Here is an 18,799-nt window from a genome sequence, read left to right on the forward strand (position 1 = left end):
GAAGGCGGCACCCTGCCGGAAAGGGGCCTGCCATGGCTACCCGTTCCAAGGCCCACGCCGCCCTCGCCGCGCTCCGCGAGGAGCTGGCCGGCGACGTGTTCGCGCCGGAGGACCCGGGCTACGACGAGGCCCGGGCCGTCTTCGACGCGATGACCGACCGGCGCCCGGCCGTGATCGCCCAGTGCGCGAACGCGGCCGACGTCGTCCGAGCCGTGCTCTTCGCGCGCGACCTGGACCTGCACGTCGCCGTCCGCGGCGGCGGGCACGGCCTGGTGGGGGCCCGGGTGGACGGCGCGCTCGTCGTGGATCTGCGCCGGATGCGCGAGGTGACCGTCGACCCGGCGGCCGAGGCGGTCCGGGTCGAGGGCGGGGCCACGACGGGCCACCTGGACCGGGCCACCCAGGCGTACGGCCTCGCGACCCCCGGCGCCCGGACCCCGGCCACCGGGGTCTGCGGATTCGTCCTCGGCGGCGGCACCGGCCGGCTGGACCGAGCCTTCGGCCTCGCCGTGGACAACCTCATCGGCGTGGAGCTGGTGACCGCCGACGCCGAGCGGGTGCACGCCAACGCCGACGAGAACCCGGAGCTGTTCTGGGCGCTGCACGGCGGGGGCGGCAACTTCGGCATCGCCACCGCGCTCACCCTGGAACTGCACGAGCTGCCGGAGTTCTCGGTCGCGCTGCTGCTGTTCCTGCCGGAGTTCGGCCCCGACGTGATCCGCACCGTCCGCGAGATCATCCGTACCGGTCCCGACGAGGTGAGCGGCGCGGTGATGTATCTGGCCCTGGACACGGTGCTGTGCGGCGCGCTGCTGACGTACGTCGGCGGCGAGACCGGGCTGCGCAAGCTCGCCGAGCCGCTGCTGGCGCTGCCGCACGAGACACAGGCCGTCGGCGCCCTGCCGTACGCGGATGGGCAGGGCCTGCTGGAGCCCTTGCCCGGCCTCCGCAACCACTGGTCGGCCGAGTGCCTGACGGACTTGCCCGAGGAGCTGGTGGACCTCTTCTGGGCCCGCGCGGACGGCATGCCCGTGGCGAACGGCAGCCGGCACGTGATCTTCCCGCTGGGCGGTGCGATCGCCGCCGGACCCGGTGTGTACCCGGTGCCGTACCGGGACGCGTCCTGGGTGGTGCACCCCTGCGCCTCCTGGGCGGACCCGGCCGACGACGGGCGGGCGACGGCTTGGGTGCGGGACGCGTGCGCCGACGTACGGCCCTGGAGCACCGGTGCCGTCTGCCTCGACCTCGTCGGCGACGAGGGCCCCGAGCGCGTCCGGGCGGGCCTGGGCGCCGGAAATCTGCTGCGGCTGGAGAAGGTGAAGCGGCGCTACGACCCCGACAACGTCTTCCGCTTCAACCACAACATCGAGCCCGTCTGACCGGGAGCTGTCCCGAGGGCGTTCACGCAGGTAGCGTCCGCTGCATGGACAGCCGCACGGACAACCGATTCGACACCCAGGGCGCCGGGATCACCGTTCGGCGGGCGCTGGAACTGCCGGGACTGCGCAGCGGGCTGCCGGAGATCCTGGCGGGTGCCGACCGGCTGGGTCGCACGGTGCGCTGGGTGCACGCGGGCGAGGTGCCCAACATCGCCTCGCTGCTCAAGGGCGGCGAGCTGCTGCTCACCACCGGCTACGGCCTCGGCACGCGTCCGGCCGAGCAGCGGGCGTTCGTGCGCACCCTCGCCGACCGCGGGATCGCCGCCCTGGTGGTGGAGCTGGGCCCGCGCTTCAGCCGGCTGCCCGCGGCCCTGGTGGACACCGCCCGCGCCGCCGGGCTGCCGCTGGTCCAGCTGCACCGCGAGGTGCCGTTCGTGACGGTGACCGAGGAGATCCACACCGAGATCGTCAACGGCCACTACGCCCTGCTCCAGCGCGCCGAGGAGGTGCACCGGCGCTGCACCGAGGCGCTGCTGGGCGGCGGCGGGGTGCCGCAGGTGCTGGGCATCCTGGCGGACTTCAGCGGCAACCCGGTGTTCCTGGAGACGGCCGACGGCCGGCTGCTGTACGCCGCCGGGGAGGGGCCCGAGGGCGCGGACCCGCTCCAGGTGTGGGAGGGGCTGCGCGGCCCGCACAAGGACGTGCCGCCGCCCGCCGGTTCGGTGCTGGTGGACGTGCCCGGCGGCGGCCCCGGTACGGCGGGCTCGGTGCGCGCCCGCCTGGTCCTGCTGCCGGTCCGCGCACCGCTGGCCCCCGTGCACCGGATCGCCGCCGAGCGGGCCGCTGGCATCCTGGCGGTGGTGCTGATGCAGGCCCGGCAGGAGGAGGAGCTGGCGGCGCGCGGGCGCGGTGACTTCCTCACCGATCTCGCCGAGGGCCGGATCACCGCGGAGGACGCCCCGACGCAGGCCCGGGTCCTCGGCTTCAAGCCCGGCGACAGCCCCCTGCTGCCCGTGGTCATGCGGATCGGGGACAGCCTCTCCCCCGGCGGTGGCTGGGCGGTGCTGGCGCGGGCGGTCTCCGAGGAGCTGGCCGCGGTGGGCGTGCCGGTGCTGCTGGGTGTACGGCCGGTGGAGGGCCGGGTGCTGGTGCTGCTGGGCTTGCGCTCGGAGTCGGAGCGCTCGGCCGTCGCGGACCGCGTGGCGGCCGCGCTGCGGGCGGGCGTGGAGCGGGCCGGGATGCGCCGGCCGGGCTCGCCGCCGCCGGTCGTGGTGGTCGGCGTGGCGGGCGGCTGGGCGGCCGCCTCCGCGGGACTGCGGCACGCGGCGGAGACGGCGACGGCCGCGCAGGGCCTGACCGACCGGCCCTGGTACGACGCCCGCCGCCTCGACATCGACCTGCTGCTGTGGCGGCTGCGCGACCACCCGGACCTCGCCGCGTTCGTGGACCGGGCGATCGGCCCGCTGCGCGACCACGACAACCGGTCCAAGCCGCCGCTGCTGCCGACCCTGCAGACCTATCTGGCGCACGCGGGCCGCAAGGCGGAGACGGCCCGCGAACTGCACCTGAACCGGCAGACGCTGTACAACCGGCTCGCCCGCATCGGGGAGTTGCTGGGCACCGACCTCGACGACCCGCAGACGGTCCTGGCGTTGAGCCTGGCCCTGCGGGCCCGCAGACACGTGCCCTAGGCCAGCGGCCGGGGCTGGGTCAACTCGTCGTAGACACTGAGCACTTGGGCGACTGTCTCGTCCTCGGTCGGCCAGCTCGCGGCCTGCCGCACCCCGCGCTCGCGCAGCTCCTCCCGGCGCCCGGGGTCCGCGAGCAGCCGGACGACAGTGGACGCGAGCGCCTCCGGGTCGCCGTACGGGACGAGTTCGGCCGCGTCGCCGACGAGGTCGGGGATGCCGCCGACCCGGGTCGCGACGAGCGGCACGCGCGCGTGCAGGGCCTCCTGGGCGAGCACGGACCGTGACTCCCAACTGCTCGTCAGCAGCGCCAGATCGGCGGCGGCGAGCAGCTCGGGCACGTCCTCACGGGTGCCGATGAGCCGTACCGGCAGCTCCTCGTCCTCGATCCGCCGCTGCAGCGCCGCCCGCAGCGGCCCCTCCCCGGCGATGACGACCAGGGGCACGGGGTCCAGGTCCCGCCAGGCGCGGGCCGCGTCGAGCAGGAGGTCGTAGCCGCGGTGCCGGTCGAGGGAGCCGACCGCGATGAGCAACGGGCGGCCGAGGGCGCCGAGTTCGGCCTGTACCTTGGGGCGCAGCCGGTCGGGGTCGTCGGGGACGACCGGCCGCCGCTGGCCCGGCAGGCCGACGGCGGCCAGCCGGGCGTCCCGCGCCCCCGTGTTCCGGGCCCGGTCCACGAGGTCGGAGCTGGTGCCGAGGACCACGGCCGCCGTCCGCACCACCCGCCGCTCCAGCAGCCGCAGCAGATGCGCCCGCGGACCCTCCGCCCGGGCCCGGTTGTGCCAGGTGACCACCAGCGGGGTGGACCGGCCGCTGAGCGCGAGGACGGCCCGGAAGGAGGCGTGCAGCCCGTGCGCGTGCACCAGGTCGGCGTTGGCGCAGGCGGTCCGCAGCGCGGCCACGGAGACGGGGTCGCTGCTGCGCGGCACGTGCACGTGATCGGCTCCGGCGCCGGTGAAGTCGTAGGCGCGGTCGGCCTCGACGGGGGCGCACACCGTGACCCGTACGCCCCTCGCCACGAGCCCCTCGGCCAGCGAGCGCACGTGCGCGCTGCTGCCGGCGTTGCCCCCGCCCAGCACCTGCACGGTGCGCAGCGGCGACTGGCCGTGCGGTGCGTTGCTGCTCAGGGGGCTCACGGGGCCGGGGCTCCTGGTTCGGCGTGGGCGGTCACGAGGAAACGTACAGAAGGTAGCGGGCTCAGGGGGGCGGAAGGACATACCCCGCGCGCCTCCCGCGCGGACCGGTGTGCCCTCAAGCATGCCAGGGTGAACGGCCGTTACGGGAAATCCGGAGGGCGCACTGTGCGGCGGGCCGCGGCAATGCGCCGGAGCACGTCACCCACACGAGTGAGGGAAACGGCGGCACGGCCGAACGCCGTGCGACCGCGTCCGGCGAGGTCAGACGCTCACAGCGCCCGCGCCCACGCGCTCACCCGGTCCCCGTACACGGCGGCGGCCACGACCGCGGCGGCGTGCACGAGCAGTCCCGCGCGCCGGTTGCCCGCCACAACGGCCGCCCCCAGCGCGGCGCCGAGCGCGTGCGCCCCGGTGTCCCCGATCATCACGCGCTCCCCGAGGTCGTCGGGCAGGACGGCCGCGGCGCCGCCCATCGCGACGGCCGACAGCTCGGCCGCGGGTCCCTTCCGCGACAGCCCCGGCGCGCCGAGCGCGAGCACGGCGCCGGCGGCCCGCCCGGGCCGTACGTCGAGGAGGTTCACGAGGTGCGCGGCACCGGCGATGACAACCCCGGCGAGCACCTTGTCCTGCACCCGCTCCTTCATCACCGCGCCCGCGACCAGCCCGGCGGCCGAGATCCCGAACAACTTCACGGCCCCGCTGGTGACCTCCCCGTCCCGCAACGCTCCGAGATGCGCCCGGAACCCGCGCCGATGGTCCCCCGCGACGTCGTCGTACGCCCCGCAGACCCCGGCGGCGAGCACGGCGAGCCCGGCCCCCGGATGCACCCGCGCGGCGGCGACAGCCGTGCCGAGCGCCGAGGCGGGCCCGGCGTACAGCCCGACGGTGCGCCCGGCGTAGTTCTTCCGCTCCCACAACTCCCGCGTGCCGGGCGCCGCCTTGCGCAGCACGGCCTGGCCGGCCCGGGTGAGCGCGGCGGACAGCAGGAAGGAGCGGGACTTGACGTGGGCGATCATCCCGCCACCCTAGAACCCGAACCGGCTACAGGTCCGCCCTGGCCGTCGCCAGGAGTTCCTCCGCGTGGGCGCGGGCCGTCTCGGAGTCCTCCTGGCCGGCCAGCATGCGGGAGAGTTCGCGGATGCGTTCCTCGCCCTCCAGGACCTTGACGCCGGAGCGGGTGACCGAGCCGTCGTTGGTCTTCTCGACCAGCAGCTGCCGGTCGGCGAAGGCGGCGACCTGGGGCAGGTGGGTGACGACCACGACCTGCGCGGTCTTGGCGAGCTTGGCCAGCCGGCGCCCGATCTCCACCGCGGCCTTGCCGCCGACACCGGCGTCGACCTCGTCGAAGAGGTAGGTCGGCACGGGGTCGGTGCCCGCGAAGACCACCTCCACGGCGAGCATGACGCGGGACAGCTCACCGCCGGACGCGCCCTTGGCGATGGGCCGCGGCGGGGCGCCCGGGTGCGGGGCGAGCAGCAGCTCGACCTCGTCCACGCCCGACGGCCCGTAGACGACCGGACGCCCGCCGACCTCGACGCCCTCCGGGTCCTCGGTCTGCCGGATGGCGAAGGACACGCGCGCGTGAGGCATCGCCAGCGAGGCCAGCTCGGCCGTCACGGCGGCGGCGAACCGCTCGGCGGCCTCCGTCCGCGCGTCCGTCAACGCCTGTGCCAGACCGCCCAGTTCGACACGGAGCGCGTCCCGCTCGGCGGCCAGCTCCTCGATCCGCTCGTCGTCGCCCTCCAGCTCGGTCAGCCGGGCGGCGCTCTGCTCGGCCCAGGCGAGGACGGCGTTCACGTCGTCGCCGTACTTGCGGGTCAGCGCGTTGAGGGCGGCCCGCCGCTCCTCGACCGCCGCCAGCCGCAGCGGATCGGCGTCCAGGTCGTCGGCGTATCCCGCCAGCTCGCCGGCGACATCGCCGAGCAGGATCCCGATCTCCCCGATCCGGTCGGCGAGGGAGGCCAGCGCCGGGTCGTGCGAGCGCACGGCCTCCAGCGCGCGGTGGGCGCCCGCGACGAGGGTCGAGGCGTCGATGCCCTCGGGGTCCTCGGGATTGCCCGCGAGAGCGGCGTGCGCGGCCGTCGCGGAGGACGACAGCGCCTCGGCGTGCCCCAGCCGCTCGGCCTCCTCGGCCAGCTCGACGTCCTCTCCGGCGCGCGGCTCGACGGCGGCGATCTCCTCCAGGCCGTACCGCAGCATGTCGGCTTCCTGCGCCCGCTCACGCGCGCGTGTGGTGATCTCCTCCAGTTCGGCGGCGACGGCCCGCAGCCGCCGGTAGGCCTCGGTGTACTTGGCGAGGGGTACGGTGACGGCGTCCCCCGCGTACCGGTCCAGCGCCTGCCGCTGCCGGGACAGCTTCAGCAGCCCCTGCTGGTCGGTCTGCCCGTGCACGGCCACCAGGTCGTCGGCCAGCTCGGCGAGCAGCCCCACGGGCACGCTGCGCCCGCCGAGGTGCGCCCGCGAGCGCCCCTCGGCGGAAACGGTACGGCTGATCAGCAGGGCACCGTCGTCCAGCTCGGCCCCGGCCTCCTCGGCACGTACGACGGCGGCGGCACCCGCGGGCACGGTGACCCGCCCCTCCACGACCGCCTTCTCGGCCCCGATCCGCACGAGCGCCGGGTCCGCCCGCCCACCGAGCAGCAGCCCCAGGCTGGTGACCACCATGGTCTTGCCCGCACCCGTCTCACCGGTGACGGCGGTGAACCCGGGCGACAGCTCGACGACGGCATCGTCGATGACCCCGAGCGACCGTATCCGCATCTCCTCCAACACGAAGAAGACCTTACGAGGTCGCAGGGCCTCAGTGCGACGGGCCCCGGTCCGGTTGTGTGAAGGTGCAGGTGACGGATGCGGATCGGTTTCGCATTGTCACCCGGGCGAGTGCCGCGTCCGCGGCGCGGCGCCCCGAGCGCCGCGTCCTCAGTGCAGTCCCTTGAGCAGGGCGACGCCGTCGGGCACGCCCCAGCCGGTGACGGCGTCGTACCCGGGCTTCACCGGGTAGCCCACCGCGGGCGGGTGCGAGGCGTTGTCGTGGGCGGCGGCGATGTCGCGGCAGGCGACCTCGCCGAGCGGCCGGCCGTTGGTGCCGGTGTCGTAGAGGAACGGCGTGAAGAAGCGCTGCTGCCTCTCCGCCGGCAGCAGGGCGTTGATGCGGGCGATCAGCGAGGCCCACAGCGGGGCGGAGGCACTGGTGCCTCCGGCGGGGAACGGAGCGCCCTGGAAGATCAGGTCGTATCCCGGGCTGCCGGCCAGCGCCGCGATGTCCGGCACGACCCTGCCCCGGATGCTGCCCGGGTTCAGGGAGTCCACGTTGATGTGCTTCTGGTAGTCCGGGCGGTCGAACTTGGTGGACACGCCTCCTCCGCTCGCGCCGCCGCCGGTCCGGGTCCGGTGACCGGGCGCCTCCCACCAGGACACTTCCCGGTCGGAGGGGTCGATCATCGTCCCGCCGACGCTCAGCACGAAGGGACTGCTGCTCGGGAAGTCGACATGGGCCCGGCCGTCCGGGATCTGGTCTCCCGAGCCGTCGTCGCCCGAGGCGACACAGACGGTGATGCCCAGGTCCGCCGCGCCCTGAAGGCGCTTGTTGATCTGGTTGAGCGCGGTCTGCGACCAGTTGGGGTCGTCCTCGGAGAGGCCCCAGCTGACCGACAGGGTCACCGGCTTGTCCGCGATGGCCTGGTCGAGGACCTCGATCCAGCCCCGCTGGTCGAACACGGCGAAGTAGACCGGGATCTCGGCCGCCGGACAGAGACCGGCGACGATCTCCACGTCCATCATCACTTCGCCTGTCGCCTCGACCGCGAACTTCTGCTCCGCAGGCGGCAACTGCTTGACGTCCTGCATCGACCGCGGCGGATCGAAGTCCAGCGGCACGATCCGGACCTGCGGCGCCGGAAGGTTGTGCGCCGCGCAGAAGGCCCGCAGGTCGTCGTCGAAGAGGCCACCGCCGAACTCGGCGATCGCGATCTTCTGCCCCGCTCCGTCGCCGGCCGGGAAGTTGTACTGCCGCTCGAGGTCGTCCGGCGTGAGCGCCCCCCGGAAGCCCGAGCCGCCGGCCTCCCGGCGCCGGGCCACCTGCCGCTGGTCAAGTCCGAAGACGCCGGTCACCTTCCCCTCGAGGCCCGCCGGGATGTGCAGCTCGCCCTCACGGCCGCGGAACTCGCCGTGCTGGGGGCTGTGGTAGATGCCGAGGTTCGTCTTGAAGGCGGCGTTCATCGCGGCCACGGGACCGGACGCCACGATGCTGCCCGGTTCCAGCCGGACCTCGTCGACCGTGAGGCCGTACCGTTCCAGTACGGCCTTCGTCTCCTCGGCGTCCTGGCGTCGCTCGTCCGGGATCTGGTCGGCCGGGGCCACCTGCCCGCGCAGGGTGACGGTCACCTTCACCGGGTCCTCGGGGTGGGCGTCCCTCAGCCGGGTCGCGCCGGCCATGGCCGGTCGGGTGCTCCCGGCCAGTGCGACGTGCTGTTCGTTCATCCTCGTCTCCTCGCTGCCGGCCGGCCTCTTGCCCGAAGCCTGCCGACTCGCACCGAAATGCACTGCCTAGGCAGACATATCCAGGGATGCCGGACACATATGCCAGATGCACCTCGGGCCACCCGGACAGGTCACCACCTGCCCGGCATGGAGCACGCGCGAGCGGGACGCTAGTGCGGCGCCCCGCGCCACCCCGTGGTCGGCAGCGCGAACTTCGCCACCAGCCGGTCGGTGAACGACGAGTGGTGCAGCCGAGCCAGCCGCACCGGCACGGCCCCCCGCCGTACCTCCACCCGCGCCCCCGGCGGCAGCTCGACCGTCCGTCGCCCGTCACACCACAGCACGCCCGGCGGAATGTGCGGCAGGACCTCCACCGCGAGCACCGAGTCCGGCGACGTGACCAACGGCTTCGCGAACAGGGCGTGCGCGCTGATCGGCACCATCAGCAGCGCCTCGACCTCGGGCCACACCACCGGACCGCCCGCGGAGAACGCGTACGCGGTGGATCCGGTGGGCGTCGACAGGACCACCCCGTCACACCCGAACCCCGTCACCGGGCGCCCGTCGATCTCCAGCACGACTTCCAGCAGCTTCTCGGCGCCGGCCTTCTGCACGGCCGCCTCGTTCAGCGCCCAGTCGGTGTGCACGATGTCCCCGTTGCGGTGCACGACGACGTCGACGGTCATCCGCTCCTCGACCTCGTACGACCGCGCCACCACCCGATCGACCACCCGGTCGAGGTCGTCGCGTTCGGCCTCCGCGAGGAAGCCGACGCGCCCCAGGTTGACGCCGAGCATCGGCACCCCGGACGCCCGGGCGAACTCGGCACCCCGCAGCAGCGTGCCGTCTCCGCCGAGCACGATCAGCAGCTCGCACCCGTCGAGGCACTGCGGAGTGGCCTCCTTGACCAGCCGCACCTCGTCCGGCAGCGGCAGGTCGAGCGCCTCCTCCTCCAGCACCCGCACCCCGATGCCATGCCGCAGCAGGCCCTTGACGACGAGTTCCGCACTGCGGATCGCCGCGGGCCGCCCGGTGTGGGCGAGCAGGAAAACAGTACGCGCCAGGTTCTGTGTCAACGCGGCCCCTCCGCCACTGCACGGTCGACGTCGGCCGGGTCCACCTGGGGTGCCCCCGCCCGCAGCCAGAGAAAGTACTCGACGTTCCCCGAGGGGCCGGGCAGCGGACTGGCGGTGACACCCTGCACCCCGAGCCCCAGCTCCCAGGCCTTCTCGGCCACTCCCCGCACGGCCTCCGCCCGCAGGAGCGGACTCCGTACGACACCCCCGCTGCCCAGCCGCTCCTTGCCAACCTCGAACTGCGGCTTGACCATCATCACCAGGTCGGCGTCCGGCTTCACGCACCGCTTCAGGGCCGGCAGCACCAGTCCGAGCGGGATGAAGGACAGATCGCCCACGACAAGATCCACAGGTTCTCCATCGATCGCCTCGAGCGTCAACTCGCGCACGTTCGTACGGTCCTTGACGGTGACGCGTTCATCGTTCTGGAGAGACCAGGCGAGCTGGCCGTATCCGACGTCCACCGCGACGACGTGCGCGGCGCCCGCGCGCAGCAGGACGTCGGTGAAGCCGCCGGTGGACGCGCCGGCGTCCAGCGCGCGCCGGCCCTCGACCACGAGCCCCCGCGGGACGAAGGCCTCCAGCGCGCCGGCGAGCTTGTGGCCGCCCCGGGAGACGTAGTCGGGGTCGCTGTCGTCGGACTGGACCACGATCGCGGCGGCCGTCTCCACCTGAGTGGCCGGCTTGGTCGCCACGGTCTTGCCGACGGTGACCCGCCCGGCGGCGATCAGCTGGCTGGCGTGCTCACGCGAGCGTGCGAGCTTCCGGCGGACCAGCTCCGCGTCCAGACGGCGACGTGCGACTCCTGCCACGTTCGGTTCAGCTCCTGTGTCGGTACGCCGGTGAGGGCGCCTGTTGGTGCGAAGGCGGGGGCCCCGGGAGTCCCGGGCGGGCGTCGAGCGCGGTGAGCGCGTCGCGCAGCCCCTGGTGTACATCCTCGTACACCTCGACGTGCCCGTCGGTGGCGAGGTGGTCGGCGTCGGCCAGCCGCTCCAGCTGGGCGTCGACCTCGGCGTTGCCGGTGGGGGTGCGCGGGACGTTCAGGGGGGCGGGCGCGGCGGGGTCGTACGCCTCCGGTGCCTCCACCGCCTCCTGCGCCGAATCCTGCGGGATCTCCGTCTCCGCAACCGAGTCGCTCATGCCCCGACGCTACCCCGAACCGCTGCGGTACCGTCGTGGGCGATGGCCACGATCGAGGAGTGCCGCGCCGCACTGGAAAAGCTTTCGGACAACATGCAGGGCGCCGAGGGCGACGTTCGGGCGGCCGCCGCCCTGGACCGCTCGGTGAGCTGTCACATCACCGACCTGGACGTCACCTTCACCGGCCGGATGACGGGCGGGCGGATCGAGGTGGACGAGACCCATCTCGGGCCGCCGCGTGAGAGGGCGCAGATAAGGCTCGCCATGGCCGGGGACGACCTGGTGTCCCTGGTGGGCGGCGAGCTGAACTTCGCGACCGCGTGGGGCAAGGGCCGGGTGCGGCTGGAGGCGAGCCTGCTGGATCTGTTCCGGCTCAGGAAGCTGCTGTAGACCTCCGGCTCAGGAAGCCGCTGCGCTCCGTGCCTTCCGGGCTGCCGGTACCACCAGGGGCGTCCCGGTCTCCGGGTCGTCGATGACCTGACAGCGCAGCCCGAACACCCGCTCCACCAGCTCGGCGGTGACGACGTCGTTCGGGGCGCCCTCGGCGATCACCTCGCCGCCGCGCAGGGCGATGAGGTGGGTGGCGTAGCGGGCCGCGTGGTTGAGGTCGTGCAGGACGGCGACCAGGGTGCGGCCCTGGGTCTCGTGCAGCTCGGCGCACAGGTCGAGGACGTCGATCTGGTGCTGGATGTCGAGGTAGGTGGTCGGTTCGTCCAGGAGCAGCAGCGGGGTCTGCTGGGCGAGCGCCATGGCGATCCACACCCGCTGCCGCTGCCCGCCGGACAGCTCGTCGACGTACCGGTCGGCCAGCTCGGCGACCCCCGTCCGGAGCATCGACTCGCTCACGACCCGCTCGTCCTCCGCCGACCACTGGCGCAGCAGGCCCTGGTGCGGGTAGCGGCCCCGGCCGACGAGGTCGGCGACGGTGATGCCGTCGGGCGCGATGGACGTCTGCGGCAGCAGGCCGAGGGTCCGGGCCACCTTCTTGGCGGGCATCGACTGGATGACCTGCCCGTCGAGCAGCACCCGGCCCTCGCTCGGCCTGAGCATCCGCGACAGCGCCCGCAGCAGCGTCGACTTGCCGCACGCGTTCGGGCCGACGATCACCGTGAAGGAGTTGTCCGGGATCTCCACGGACATCTGTTCGGCGATGACGCGCTGGTCGTAGGCGAGGGTGACGTTCTGCGCGGACAGGCGGTTCACAGTGCTCCCAGTCGTGTTCGTGTCGGCGGCGCTCATATCCGGCCCGCCCTGCGCTCGGCGACCAGCAGCCACAGCAGATAGCCGCCGCCGAGGACGCCGGTGACCACGCCGACGGGCAGCTGGTCGGCGCCGAAGGCGCGCTGCGAGGCCCAGTCGGCGGCGACCAGCAGGGCGGCGCCCATGCAGAGGGAGGGCACCAGGTTCGGGCCCGGTGAGCGGGTCAGGCGCCGGGCCAGCTGGGGCGCGGTGAGCGCGACGAAGCTGACGGGTCCGGCGGCGGCGGTGGCCGCGGCGGTGAGCAGCACGGCGCAGACCATCAGCACCAGCCGGACCCGCTGCACGCGCACGCCGAGGGCGTTCGCGACGTCGTCGCCCATCTCCAGCATCCTGAGGCCGCGCGCGTTGAGCAGGACCAGCGGGACGAGGACGGCGCACAGGGCGAGCAGCGGCCAGACCTGGTCCCAGTCCCGGCCGCCCAGGGAACCGGTCATCCACACCACCGCACGGGCCGCGTCGACCAGGTCGGCCTTGGTGAGCAGATAGCCGTTGACCGCGGTGGCGATCGCGGAGACGCCGATGCCGACCAGGACGAGCCGATATCCGTGCACGCCCTGCTTCCAGGCGAGCAGATAGATGGCGAGTCCGGTCACCAGGCCGCCGGTCAGGGCGCCGACGGTGACCTGCGTGGTGCTGCCGGACAGCAGCACGATGACGACCAGCGCGCCCGCCGTCGAGCCCTGGGAGAGGCCCAGCACGTCCGGGCTGCCGAGCGGGTTGCGCGAGACGGACTGGAACAGCGCGCCGCCCAGGCCCAGCGCGGCGCCGACCAGCAGGCCGACCAGGACGCGCGGCAGGCGCAGCTCGTTCACGATGAAGTCCTGGTAGGCGTTGCCGTTCCCGGCGAGGGTCCGCAGCACGTCGGACGCCGGGATCTTCGCGTCGCCGGTGCCGATCAGCGCGACACCCGCCGCGCAGGCGGCGGCCAGCAGCAGGACGACGACGAGCAGGGCCCGCAGGTCCAGGCGCAGGGAGAGCCCGCCGGGAGTGCGGACGGCCCGGTTCACGGATCGGGTCTTCACAGCTGGGCCGTCCTGCGTCGTCGTACGAGAAAGATGAAGACCGGGCCGCCGATGATCGCGGTGACGATGCCGACCTGGAGTTCCGAGGGGCGGGCCACGACCCGGCCGACGACGTCCGCGCCGAGCAGCAGCACGGGCGACAGGACGGTGGCGTACGGCAGGATCCAGCGCAGGTCCGGGCCGGTGAAGGAGCGCACCACGTGCGGCACCATCAGGCCGACGAACACGATCGGGCCGCAGGCGGCGGTGGCGGCGCCGCACAGGACGGTGGCGGCGAGCATGGCGAGGGCGCGGGTGCGACCCAGGCTGGCGCCGAGGGCGCGGGCGGTGTCGTCGCCCATCGCGACGGCGTTCAGCGGCCGGGCCAGGGCGAGCGCCAGGACCATGCCGGCCGCGAGGAACGGCAGCACCTGCAGGATGGTCGAGTTCGTGGCCGAGGCCAGCGAACCCACCGTCCAGAAGCGCATCCTGCCGAGCGCCGCGTCGTCCAGGATCATCGCGGCCTGCAGATAGCCGTACAGGGCGGCGCTGATCGCCGTGCCGGCGAGCGCGAGCCGCACCGGAGTGGCGCCCCGGCTGCCGCCGAGGAACCACACCAGCGCGCCGACCGCCGCCGCCCCGAGGAAGGCGAACCACACATAGCCGGTGACACTGGTGACGCCGAACCAGGTGATGGCCGTGACGACGGCGGCCGAGGCACCGGCGTTGATCCCGAGCAGCCCGGGGTCGGCCAGCGGATTGCGGGTGAGCGCCTGCAGCACCGCGCCCGCGAGGCCGAGCGCGGCACCGGCGAGCAGGCCGAGGACCGTGCGCGCGATCCGCTCGTCCACGACGACGTCGCCGTAGGTCCCCGTGTCGTGGAACAGGCCGTGCCAGACCTGGTCCGGCGACAGGGCTTTCGCCCCGATCGCGATGCTCGCCAGGGCGACGAGCACCAGGATCGCGGCGGAGAGCAGGAGCCCAAGGGACCTTGCCGCCCGGCGGGTTGGGGACGCGGGGGCGGTCTCCGCGCGCTGTTCCGGAGGACTGTCGACCAACACGAGGTTAGGTTAGCCTACCCTCGCCACCGATCTCGATCCCGGGTGCGGACGCCTCACAGTCCGAGCCGCGCCAGCGCCTTCGCCCCGTCCAGCTCGCAGCAGCCGTCGCCGGCCGCCGTCCAGGCCGCCGCGCACAGCGCCCGCAGCCCGTCCAGCGGCTCCCCGTCGCCCTCCAGCTCCAGCCGGTCCGCCCCGGCCGTGGCCGTCCAGCCACCGCACCGGAAGCCCTCCGTGAGCGGGCTGACGTCCGGCTGCCCGGTGAGCAGTCCGCGCAGATCGGCGTCCACATACGTGGGCCGGTGGTGCGGCGGCGCCGCGAGCAGCCGGACGCCGTCGGTGACACCGGTCAGCACCAGCAGCGAGTCCACCCCGCCGTTGAACGCGCCCTCGATGTCCGTGTCCAGCCGGTCCCCGACCACCAGCGGCCGCTTCGCGCCGGTCCGGATGATCGTCTCGCGGTGCATCGGCGGCAGCGGCTTGCCCGCCACCTGCGGCTCCTTGCCCGTCGCGATCCGTACGACCTCCACGGCCGCACCGTTGCCCGGCGCGATGCCCCGCCCGCTGGGAATCGTCAGGTCGGTGTTGGACGCGAACCACGGCACCCCGCGCGCCACCGCGTACGACGCCTCGGCGAACCGGCCCCAGGTGAGGTCCGGCCCGCCGTACCCCTGCACGACCGCCGCCGGTTCGTCGTCCGCCGAATCCACGGGCACCAGGCCCCGCTCGCGCAGCGCCACCCGCAGCCCCTCGCCGCCGATCACCAGCACCCGAGCCCCGGCCGGCACCTGCTCGCTGATCAGCCGCGCGACCGCCTGCGCCGAGGTGATGACGTCATCGGCGCCCGTCGGTATGCCCAGCTCCGTCAGATGCCCGGCCACGGTGTCCGGGGTCCGCAGCGCGTTGTTGGTGACGTACGCCAGATGCATCCCGCCGGAACGCGCCACCGCCAGCGAGTCGACCGCGTGCCGGATCGCGCTCCCGCCCGCGTACACCACCCCGTCCAGATCGAGCAGCGCCGTGTCGTACGCCTCGCTCAGGGGCTGCCCACTGCCCTCGGGCCTCGTCCTGACCGCCTGGCTCATTCCACATCGCTCCTCGTTCGACCGTCTTTCCCCCGATCATCCCGCACCCCACTGACACACGTACGATGCCGGGATGAACACTGCAGGTCACTCGGAAGCAACGGCGCGCCGGGGCCTGGAACTCACCCCGTTCCGCGGCCTTCGCTACGACCCCGACCGGGTCGGCAGCCTCGCCTCCGTCACCTCCCCGCCATACGACGTCGTCGTACGGCCCGACGGGGTGCACCACCTCCAGTCCGCCGACCCGTACAACATCGTCCGACTGATCCTGCCCCAGGCCGGCACCCCGAGCGCCCGCACCGAGCAGGCGGCCGACACCCTGCGCCGCTGGCTGGACGAGGGCATCCTCATCGCGGACCCCGAGCCCGGCCTGTACGTCTACGAGCAGCAGGACGAGAGCGGCATGCTCCAGCGCGGTGTCATCGGCGCGCTGCGGGTCTCGGAGCCGGCCGAGGGCGTGGTGCTGCCGCACGAGGACGTCATGCCGCCCGTGGTCGCCGACCGCGCGGCCCTGATGCGGGCCACGCGCGCGAACCTGGAGCCGCTGCTGCTGACCTACCGCGGCGACGGCACCGCGGCCGAGGTCGTCGAGCGCACCGCGGAGAAGCCCCCGCTGCTCGCCACGACCACCGAGGACGGCTTCCGCCACCGCCTCTGGTCCGTCACCGACCCCGCCGACCTGGCCCGCATCCAGTCCGACCTGGGCCACCAGCAGGCCCTGATCGCCGACGGCCACCACCGCTGGGCCACCTATCTGCGGCTGCGCGCCGAGCACCCCTCCCCCAGCCCCTGGGACCACGGCCTGGTCCTGCTCGTCGACACCGCCCGCTACCCGCTGCGGGTCCGCGCCATCCACCGCCTGCTGCACGGTCTTCCGGTCGCCGACGCACTCGCGGCCGTGGAGGGCTTGTTCCGGGTACGGCGCCTCGACACACCGCTCGCCCAGGCGCTGGAGACGCTGGCGGACGCGTCCTGCGCGGGCAACGCCTTCCTGCTGGCCGGCGACGGCGCCTTCCACCTGCTCGACCACCCGGACCCCGACCTGCTGGCCCGGACGATCCCGGCCGACCACCCGGCGGCCTGGCGCTCCCTGGACGCCACGGTCCTGCACGCCACGCTGCTCGACCATGTCTGGCACATCCCCGAGGACTCCCCGGCCCATATCGCGTACATCCACGACACGGCCGCGACCGTCGCCAAGGCGGAACGCGACGGCGGTACGGCCGTCCTGATGCACCCGGTCCGCGAGGAGGTCGTGCGCGACCTGGCCCGACAGGGCGTCACGATGCCCCGCAAGTCGACGTCGTTCGGCCCGAAGCCGGCGTCGGGGCTGGTGCTGCGGGCGCTGGAGATCTGAGTACCGGGAACGCGAAAGGGGGCAGGTTCACCGGGAACCTGCCCCCTTTCAGTGACTGCCGTCAGTCCTCGTCGCCGTCCTCCTGCGACGGCTGCTCGGGCTCGCCCTCGCTCTCGTCCAGGGCGTCGACGAACTCCACGCCGTCCAGCTCGGCGAGCCGATCGGAGGCGTCCGTGCTGCCGTCCCGGTCGGCCTCCACGGCCTTCGCGAACCACTCCCGCGCCTCGCCCTCCCGGCCGACGGCCAGCAGGGCGTCGGCGTAGGCGTACCGCAGCCGCGCGGTCCACGGCTGGACCGAGTTGGAGGCGAGCTCGGGACTTTGCAGGGTCACGATGGCCGCGTCCAGCTGGTCCATGTCCCGCCGGGCACCGGCAGCGACGAGCCGCATCTCGACCTGACCGGCCTTGTCCAGCTTGTGCACCTCCGGGGCACCGGCCATGTCCAGCGCCTTCTCCGGCCGCCCGAGCCCGCGCTCGCAGTCGGCCATCACCGGCCACAGGTCCACGCTGCCGGTCATCCGCCGCGCGGCCCGGAACTCGGCGAGGGCCTCGCCGTACTTCTGGTTGGCGTACGCCGCGAACCCGGCGGCCTCGCGTACGGCGGCCACGCGGGACGCCAGACGCAGGGCCACCTTCGAGTAGGCGTAGGCGCCCTCGGGGTCCTCGTCGATGAGCCGGGCGACCATCACCAGGTTCTTGGCGACATCGTCCGCGAGCGTCTTGGGCAGGCTCTGGAGCTCCTGCCGGACGTCCTTGTCGATCTCGTCACCGGTGACGTCCTCCGGGATCGGCAGCCGCTTGATCGGCTCGCGGTCCCGGTCGCGGTCGCGCTCGTCGCGGAAGCGGCCACCGCCCCGGCGGTCGTCACGCCGGTCGTCACGTCCCCGGAAGCCACCGGGCCGCCCACCACGGTCGTCCCGGCGGGGCCCACGGCCACCGCGGTCGTCCCGGCCGCGGAACCCGCCGCGCTCACCCCGGTCGTCACGGCGGTCGTCCCGACGGAAGCCACCGCGGTCCTCACGGCGGTCGTCACGCCGGTCGCCGTAGCCACCGCCGCGGCTGTCGTCGCGACGGCCGTAGCCGCCGCGGTCGTCGTCGCGCCGGTAGGACGGGCGGTCCCCGCCACGGTCGTCGCGACGGAAACCGCCACGGTCGTCACGGCGGTCGTCCCGACGCGGCCCACGGTCCCGGTCGTCCCGCTGGTACGCCGGACGCGGACCCCGGTCACCCTCACGACGGTCGTCCCGACGGCCATAACCACCGCGGTCGTCCCGGCCGCGGAACCCGCCGCGCTCACCCCGGTCGTCACGGCGGTCATCCCGACGGTCGTCACGGCGGTCGTCACGCCTGTCGTCGCGGCGGAAGCCGCCACGGTCACCACGGTGGTCGTCACGCCGGCCGTAGCCGCCACGGTCGTCGTCGCGGCGGTAGGACGGGCGGTCCCCGCCACGGTCGTCGCGCCGGAAGCCGCCACGGTCGTCACGGCGGTCGTCCCGACGCGGCCCACGGTCCCGGTCGTCCCGCTGGTACGCCGGACGCGGACCCCGGTCACCCTCACGACGGTCGTCCCGACGGCCATAACCACCGCGGTCGTCCCGGCCGCGGAACCCGCCGCGCTCACCCCGGTCGTCACGGCGGTCATCCCGACGGTCGTCACGGCGGTCGTCACGCCTGTCGTCACGGCGGTCGTCACGCCTGTCGTCGCGGCGGAAGCCGCCACGGTCACCACGGTGGTCATCGCGCCGGCCGTAGCCGCCACGGTCGTCGTCGCGACGGTAGGACGGGCGGTCCCCACCACGGTCGTCGTCGCGGCGGTAGGACGGGCGGTCCCCACCACGGTCGTCGCGACGGAAGCCGCCACGGTCGCCCCGGTAGCCGCCGCGTTCACCACGGTCACCACTGTCCCGTCGCCGCTGGTCGCGCTCCGGTCGCTCGTCGGGAGAGTTGGTGGACATGGTGACTCCTGTCTTAGGTACCGCAAGCATTGTAAAAACGAAAGGACCCCTGGTCCCAGCTGAACGCTGGTGACCAGGGGTCCTTCCAAAGATTGTTCGGCGGCGTCCTACTCTCCCACAGGGTCCCCCCTGCAGTACCATCGGCGCTGTGAGGCTTAGCTTCCGGGTTCGGAATGTAACCGGGCG

Annotated in this window: 16 protein-coding genes and 1 rRNA gene; 4 read left to right on the forward strand and 13 right to left on the reverse strand. The window is 73.9% G+C overall.

Annotated features, from left to right (window positions below; genetic code table 11):
- Positions 1–32: 32 nt before the first annotated feature.
- Positions 33–1,379, forward strand: a complete 1,347-nt coding sequence (locus tag ACIBJF_RS02315) for an FAD-binding oxidoreductase (RefSeq protein WP_399171762.1) — start codon at positions 33–35, stop codon at positions 1,377–1,379.
- 44 nt (positions 1,380–1,423) lie between these two features.
- Entirely contained in the window at positions 1,424–3,070 is a 1,647-nt protein-coding gene (locus tag ACIBJF_RS02320; RefSeq protein WP_399171763.1) for a PucR family transcriptional regulator, read from the forward strand.
- On the opposite strand, the gene ACIBJF_RS02325 is transcribed toward ACIBJF_RS02320, so the two are convergent.
- The 7 genes from ACIBJF_RS02325 to ACIBJF_RS02355 form a co-directional block, all read right to left on the reverse strand.
- Positions 3,067–4,203: a glycosyltransferase family 4 protein gene (locus tag ACIBJF_RS02325; protein WP_399171764.1), complete on the reverse strand. Its 1,137-nt coding sequence runs from the start codon at positions 4,201–4,203 to the stop codon at positions 3,067–3,069. The two genes, ACIBJF_RS02320 and ACIBJF_RS02325, sit on opposite strands and share 4 nt — an antisense overlap.
- 269 nt (positions 4,204–4,472) lie before the next feature.
- Positions 4,473–5,219, reverse strand: coding sequence for a hypothetical protein (locus ACIBJF_RS02330; RefSeq protein ID WP_399171765.1), 747 nt, complete (start codon positions 5,217–5,219; stop codon positions 4,473–4,475).
- 25 nt (positions 5,220–5,244) lie between these two features.
- Positions 5,245–6,963: a DNA repair protein RecN gene (gene recN / locus ACIBJF_RS02335; protein ID WP_399171766.1), complete on the reverse strand. Its 1,719-nt coding sequence runs from the start codon at positions 6,961–6,963 to the stop codon at positions 5,245–5,247.
- Between the two features lie 159 nt (positions 6,964–7,122).
- A complete protein-coding gene (locus tag ACIBJF_RS02340; RefSeq protein ID WP_399171767.1) occupies positions 7,123–8,682 on the reverse strand; it encodes a protease pro-enzyme activation domain-containing protein in 1,560 nt (519 codons plus the stop codon).
- A 170-nt stretch (positions 8,683–8,852) separates the two neighbouring features.
- Positions 8,853–9,758: an NAD kinase gene (locus tag ACIBJF_RS02345; RefSeq protein ID WP_399171768.1), complete on the reverse strand. Its 906-nt coding sequence runs from the start codon at positions 9,756–9,758 to the stop codon at positions 8,853–8,855.
- Entirely contained in the window at positions 9,755–10,570 is an 816-nt protein-coding gene (locus ACIBJF_RS02350; RefSeq protein ID WP_399171769.1) for a TlyA family RNA methyltransferase, read from the reverse strand. The genes ACIBJF_RS02345 and ACIBJF_RS02350 overlap by 4 nt, the downstream gene beginning before the upstream one ends.
- 7 nt (positions 10,571–10,577) lie before the next feature.
- Entirely contained in the window at positions 10,578–10,898 is a 321-nt protein-coding gene (locus tag ACIBJF_RS02355; RefSeq protein ID WP_399171770.1) for a hypothetical protein, read from the reverse strand.
- Between the two features lie 42 nt (positions 10,899–10,940).
- Between ACIBJF_RS02355 and ACIBJF_RS02360 the strand changes: the two genes are divergently transcribed.
- On the forward strand, positions 10,941–11,288 hold the full coding sequence (locus ACIBJF_RS02360) for a sterol-binding protein (protein ID WP_399171771.1): 348 nt from the start codon (positions 10,941–10,943) through the stop codon (positions 11,286–11,288).
- A 9-nt stretch (positions 11,289–11,297) separates the two neighbouring features.
- Here the strand turns inward: ACIBJF_RS02360 and ACIBJF_RS02365 are convergent, their stop codons facing one another.
- Genes ACIBJF_RS02365 through ACIBJF_RS02380 form a run of 4 tightly spaced genes read right to left on the reverse strand, consistent with a single transcriptional unit; the run spans position 11,298 to position 15,302 of the window.
- The gene (locus tag ACIBJF_RS02365) at positions 11,298–12,137 is read right to left on the reverse strand and encodes an ABC transporter ATP-binding protein (RefSeq protein WP_399171772.1); all 840 of its coding nucleotides are present in this window, start codon (positions 12,135–12,137) and stop codon (positions 11,298–11,300) included.
- Entirely contained in the window at positions 12,134–13,180 is a 1,047-nt protein-coding gene (locus tag ACIBJF_RS02370; protein ID WP_399171774.1) for a FecCD family ABC transporter permease, read from the reverse strand. Before ACIBJF_RS02370 ends, ACIBJF_RS02365 begins: the two co-directional genes overlap by 4 nt.
- On the reverse strand, positions 13,177–14,220 hold the full coding sequence (locus ACIBJF_RS02375) for a FecCD family ABC transporter permease (RefSeq protein WP_399171775.1): 1,044 nt from the start codon (positions 14,218–14,220) through the stop codon (positions 13,177–13,179). The genes ACIBJF_RS02370 and ACIBJF_RS02375 overlap by 4 nt, the downstream gene beginning before the upstream one ends.
- 53 nt (positions 14,221–14,273) lie before the next feature.
- The gene (locus tag ACIBJF_RS02380; RefSeq protein WP_399171776.1) at positions 14,274–15,302 is read right to left on the reverse strand and encodes an HAD hydrolase-like protein; all 1,029 of its coding nucleotides are present in this window, start codon (positions 15,300–15,302) and stop codon (positions 14,274–14,276) included.
- A 73-nt stretch (positions 15,303–15,375) separates the two neighbouring features.
- Between ACIBJF_RS02380 and ACIBJF_RS02385 the strand changes: the two genes are divergently transcribed.
- Entirely contained in the window at positions 15,376–16,659 is a 1,284-nt protein-coding gene (locus tag ACIBJF_RS02385) for a DUF1015 domain-containing protein (RefSeq protein WP_399171777.1), read from the forward strand.
- Between the two features lie 61 nt (positions 16,660–16,720).
- Here the strand turns inward: ACIBJF_RS02385 and ACIBJF_RS02390 are convergent, their stop codons facing one another.
- A complete protein-coding gene (locus tag ACIBJF_RS02390; RefSeq protein ID WP_399171791.1) occupies positions 16,721–17,452 on the reverse strand; it encodes a hypothetical protein in 732 nt (243 codons plus the stop codon).
- 1,255 nt (positions 17,453–18,707) lie between these two features.
- A 5S ribosomal RNA gene (gene rrf, locus ACIBJF_RS02395) occupies positions 18,708–18,799 on the reverse strand; the annotation flags it as partial.

It is taken from the genome of Streptomyces sp. NPDC050743 (genome assembly GCF_044456925.1).
Lineage (GTDB): Bacteria > Actinomycetota > Actinomycetes > Streptomycetales > Streptomycetaceae > Streptomyces.